Origin of the sequence: Thermoflexus sp. (genome assembly GCF_034432235.1) — a bacterium.
Taxonomy (GTDB): Bacteria; Chloroflexota; Anaerolineae; order Thermoflexales; family Thermoflexaceae; genus Thermoflexus.
In genome coordinates this window covers 1-4,955 of sequence record NZ_DAOUCJ010000039.1, presented here as the reverse complement: position 1 = coordinate 4,955, position 4,955 = coordinate 1, and the positions used below count along the sequence as shown (strand labels likewise).

Genomic DNA, 4,955 nt, shown 5'->3' with positions numbered 1-4,955 from the left:
AGGCGATGCGGGCCGGGAAGTTGGCCTTGATCAATCCGGTCACCACATCCACGCTGGGGCGCTGGGTGGCGATCACCAGATGGATCCCCGTCGCCCGCGCCATCTGCGCCAGCCGGGTGATGGTCCGCTCCACATCCACCGGCGCGGCCATCATCAGGTCCGCCAGCTCGTCGATGAACAGCACGATGTAAGGCAACCGGGTTTCCCCGGCCTCCTCGGCCCGGGCGTTGAAATCCGCGAGGTTCCGCGCCCCCACCGCCGCAAACTGCCGGTAACGTTCCTCCATCTGACGGGTGAGCCAGCGCAGAACCCCCACGATGCGCTCGATCTCGAATTCCACCTTCCCATAAAGATGGGGCAGGCCGTTCCACCGCACCAGCTCCACCATTTTGGGGTCAATCAGCACCAGGCGGAGCTCCTCAGGGGTGTTGTTACAAACCAGGCATGTGATCAGCGCGTTGATGCAGACGGACTTCCCCGAGCCTGTGGTCCCGGCGATCAGCAGATGGGGCATCGCCGCCAGATCGGCCACCACCGGCCGGCCCGCCACATCCCGGCCCAGAGCGATGGCCAGGGGCGACCCGACCTTTCGGAACTCCGGGGAGGCCAGCAAGCCCCGCAGGCGGACCACCTGGATCTGCCGGTTGGGGACCTCGATGCCGATGAGGCCGCGGCCGGGGACCGGGGCTTCAATCCGGAGGGAGGGGGCCGCCAGGGCCAGCGCCAGATCGTTGGCCAGGGCGGCGATCTGAGCCACCCGGACCTTCTGACGGCGCACCTCTCCGTCAGGCCCTGGGCGCTCGATGTAACCCGGCAGCAATCCGAACTGGGTCACCGCCGGGCCCTGGGTGGCTTCCACCACCCGAGCCTCCAGCCCGAATTGCCGGAGCGTTTCCTCGATGATGGCCGCCTTCTGACGGATCTCCTCCGGCGAGACGGAGGACGGCTCGTCTTCCTCCAGCAGATCCAGCGGCGGCAGGCGCCGATCCCGCTTCACCCGGACAGGACGCGGAGGCGAGGCCGTCACGATCTTCAGGTCGCCCGGGGCCGGTCGGGGAGACGGCCGGGCGGGCTTCGGAGGCTGCGGCGGGCGGGCCGGCGGAGCGGAGGCCGAAGCGGGCGCTGGGGCCTCTGGAGCCGGAGAGGGGGGAGCCCAGCGGGCCAGGGCGAGCCAGCCTCCCACCCCCGTGATCAGCATCAGCAGGGCCGCTCCCACACCTGGCCCCAGCGGGGCAGATGCCGCGGTCCAGATCAGCCAGCCCAGGGTCCCACCGCCTTCCCCCCGTTCGATGATCTCCCAGGGGCCTTCACGGGCGAGCATGGCCAGCCCGTGCGCCAGGCCGAAAAGCCCCAGCAGGGCTCCTTCGAAGGCCAGGAGACGCCAGCCGTTCAGCGCTGGGGCCCGACCCATCGTCCGCAAGAACATCCATATCCCAAGCCCGGCCCAGCCGGCAGCGACCAGCAGGCTCCCCCATCCGAAGAGGCTTCGCAGCAACTCGGCCCATGCATCGCTCCACCGACCCGGGCTGAGGCCCAGTAGCACCAGACCGGAAAACACCCCCAGGCCCATCAGCCCGAGGGCGGCCGCCTGGCGCTCCCGCCGCCCGAAAGCCGGCGTGCCATACCACCGGGGTGGACCCAAACGTCGGATCCACTCCGGGAGGCCGGAGGTGACAGGAGACTTCCTGGGCCCGGCACGGATAGACTCGCTGCGAGCCGGGCGGGCATGAACGGTTCGAGCACGCCGTTTCATCGCTCCTCAAGCCACCGATCGCCCATGGGGAAGCGCGGGAGATGATCCAGGGATGGCGCAGGCCCGTGAAGCGGCGAGAGACGACCTGTATGCGGCAAGCCAGGGCAAAGCCCCGGTTAACCGAGTCCGCGTCGGCTGAGCCCGATCCGCCGAGCTGCCGGATCGATGCTCACAATGCGGACCCGGATCGGCTGCCCCTCGCGCACGATTTCGCGGGGATGGCTCGCCTCCGAGTCTCCGATCTCGGAAACATGCAATAGCCCTTCCACCCCCTCCTCCAGTCGGACGAAGGCCCCAAAGTGAGTCACCGTGGTCACCACCCCTTCCACCACCTGACCCACCTGATAGCGCTGGGCCACCGTCTCCCACGGATCCGGTTTCAGCCGCTTGAGGGAGAGCTGCACCCGACGCTCTTCCGGAAGGACGTCCAGGATCAGGACTTCCAGCTCCTGGCCCACCTGGACAACGGTGCCGGGGTCCGTCACCCGGCCCCAGGACATCTCCGAGATGTGCAGCAATCCCTCGAAGCCGCCCAGATCGATGAACGCGCCAAACGGGGCCACCTTCGTTACCGTTCCCCGGCGGACCTCCCCAGGCCGCAGTTCGGCAAGCAGCGCCTCAATGCGCGTCTCATCCTGATGGGCCAGACGCTCGGAGAGAACAAAGCGACCCCCCACCTCATCCACTTCGATGACCCGGGCCTGAAGGGTCTGACCCACATACCGGGCCAGCGCGGACTTCCGGGAGGGGCCATTCAGCGCGTTCGGGAACTGGAGGAGATGGGAGGCGGGGATGAACCCTCTGGGCAACCGCTCAGCCTGGACGATCAACCCGCCCCGGTTATAGCCCACCACGGTGACGGTGAGCGGCTGGCCCGATTCCAGCAACGCCCGCGCCCGTCGCCAGTCCGGCTCCCCACGCTCCAGATCCCACAGGCTGGGCATGGGGAGCGGATGGCCGCGGCCCATCCCCAGACCTTCCCAGATCTCCTCGGGCTCGGCCTCCGGCGCCGGGGAAGCCGCGAACTCGCCCTGCGTCATCAGGGCCATCCAGTAATCCTCCGAAGGAGGCACGTAGCCGGGCTCTGTGACACGCATCCAGTGATCCCTCCCCGAATCATCTTTCCATAGGATTTCTGAAAGCAGTCCCCTCAGGACTTAGGCGGCTGGATCTCTCATCCGAGAGGCCCGATGATCCCTGACCGATCCAGGCGGCGATGGCAGATCCCATCGCCGCCTGCCATTATAGCCAGAGGCCGAGGAGGGGCAAACGGGGGTTGAGAAGCCGGACAGGGGGATGCGCCCTCCCCTGGTGTTATCCCCGCCACAGCAGCATCAGCGGCACGCACAGGAACGCGATCAGAAAGAAGGCCGCGAGGGCGTGGCGCTCCATCATGATTTCGAAAACCCGAATCAGCAGACCTCGATACCACCGATAGCCCGCAACCAGGATCGCGGCAGAGATCACGGTGACGCTGATCATCTCGGTGAGCACCACCCCGACGGCAGCCGGATTCCCCAGGGCCAGCGCGGCCAGCAGCGTATCGATGAAGGTACTGATGTTGGCTCCCATCACATAGGGGATCAGCTGCTCCCGACGGATCCATCCTCGCGTTACGGAAGGCACCAGCAATCCGATGGAGACGGATACCGACATCGTGAGGGCGGTCACCGCCAGCCCGAGGCCGAAGATCGGCCATGGGGAATCCGAGGGAGGATCCGCCTCCGGGTTCGTGAGACGAGGAAGGGGGATGGCCCGATCGAGGACCTGGAGCGCGAGGCCGATTAAGAAAAAGCCCAGGAGGAACAGGGAGATCCCGATCACGCTCTCGGGCGCAGGTTTTCCGAGCCATCGGCTTGCCCCGCCGCGCAGGATCTCTTCCACGGCCTCGACGAGCGCCCGAAAGGGTTCCAGAAGCGCAGGGAGGACGGGAGCTCGCCACCGGGCGATCCAGGAGACCGGAACATGCGGCAGCAGGAAGAGACCCAGGGCCGTGGCCGGAAAATAGGTCGTGGCGGTCACCCAGAAGGTGACAAATCCCGCGGTCAGACTGTTCCATGGATGTCCCCGGCGCCATGCGTAGCTCAACCCGATGACAAATAGGACAAACGAAGCGCCCAGGCGGGATCCGGTGAGCATGGTGAGGGTGGCTGCAGGGGAGAGGACCTGGGCGTCCTGGAGGCTGACCGCGGCGGCCGCCACCGGGGAACCGCTGAGCACCAGACAGGCCATCAGCCACCCCAGCCCCAGGCTATGCCATGGAGAGGGCAACCTCCCTGCCTTCGCCAGGGTCGGGGACAGATGGGCGGCCCCCCCACGCATCAGCAGCAACGCGAACAGGAAGAGCGCCAGCCCCCCCGCCCCCCACATCCCACGCTGAATTCCCGCCCGGAGAGATCCGATCATGGCCTGTCGCTGGATCAGGAATAGGGCTTGCGGGGGAACCGATTCCGGAGTTACAGCGCTGGCCTCCTCCCGGGGCTTTCAGCGCCCGGCCATCGGCCTTCCCGCCCGGAGCCGAACTGCGTAAGCCCCACCCGGTTTTTCCCGCACCTTACAAAAGCTTCGCCTGGATGATCTATCAATCCGGCGGGGAGCCCGGGGAGGAATCCAGCCTTTCCAGGCCTCGCCACCGGCTCCCCTCTTCGGGGGGGCCGATCAGCCCTCGCGCCTCCATGAGATCGATCAGGCGGGCGGCCCGATTGTAGCCGATGCGGAGCTTCCGCTGCAGCAGCGAGATCGAAGCCCGTCGGTGCAGACGCACGACCTCAATCGCCCGCTGCAACAGAACCTCGTCGGGTTCCTCCTCAACCTCCTCTGCCGGTCCTCCGACCCGGATCGGTTCCCGGGATGCCGGCTCTTCTTCACGCTGCCATCGAGCGGAAGGAGGCGCGGAGAGCGTTCCCTGGCGTTCGCGCCCCGGGGCCGGGCGGGGGAGACCCCGGATGCCTTTCCAGTAGGTGACGATGCGCCGGATCTCCTCATCGGAAACAAAACAACCCTGAGCCCGGATGGGCTGGCCCTGATCCGGGGCGAGGAAGAGCATGTCCCCGCGCCCCAGCAGGGTCTCCGCCCCGGGCATGTCCAGGATCACCCGGGAGTCCACCGAGGAGGCCACCGCGAAGGCGATGCGGGCCGGGAAGTTGGCCTTGATCAATCCGGTCACCACATCCACGCTGGGGCGCTGGGTGGCGATCACCAG

The 4,955-nt window shown here is 67.3% G+C and carries 4 protein-coding genes; all 4 read right to left on the bottom strand.

The window, feature by feature from the left end:
* Positions 1-1,753 (bottom strand): DNA translocase FtsK (locus VAE54_RS04935; protein ID WP_322800825.1); only part of this gene is annotated, 1,753 nt, incomplete at its 3' end.
* Positions 1,754-1,869: 116 nt separating this feature from the next.
* On the bottom strand, positions 1,870-2,850 hold the full coding sequence (locus VAE54_RS04930) for a 30S ribosomal protein S1 (RefSeq protein WP_322800824.1): 981 nt from the start codon (positions 2,848-2,850) through the stop codon (positions 1,870-1,872).
* A 217-nt stretch (positions 2,851-3,067) separates the two neighbouring features.
* Positions 3,068-4,123 carry a hypothetical protein gene (locus VAE54_RS04925; protein ID WP_322800823.1) on the bottom strand — a complete coding sequence of 352 codons (1,056 nt, stop codon included), beginning with the start codon at positions 4,121-4,123 and terminating at the stop codon, positions 3,068-3,070.
* A 211-nt stretch (positions 4,124-4,334) separates the two neighbouring features.
* Positions 4,335-4,955: DNA translocase FtsK (locus VAE54_RS04920; RefSeq protein ID WP_322800822.1), on the bottom strand; the 621-nt coding region annotated here is incomplete at its 5' end.

Excerpts from the sequence above, each read along its gene's own strand:
- VAE54_RS04930 (WP_322800824.1), bottom strand. The coding sequence starts at position 2,850 with ATGCGTGTCACAGAGCCCGGCTACGTGCCTCCTTCGGAGGATTACTGG.
- VAE54_RS04925 (WP_322800823.1), bottom strand. The coding sequence starts at position 4,123 with ATGTGGGGGGCGGGGGGGCTGGCGCTCTTCCTGTTCGCGTTGCTGCTG.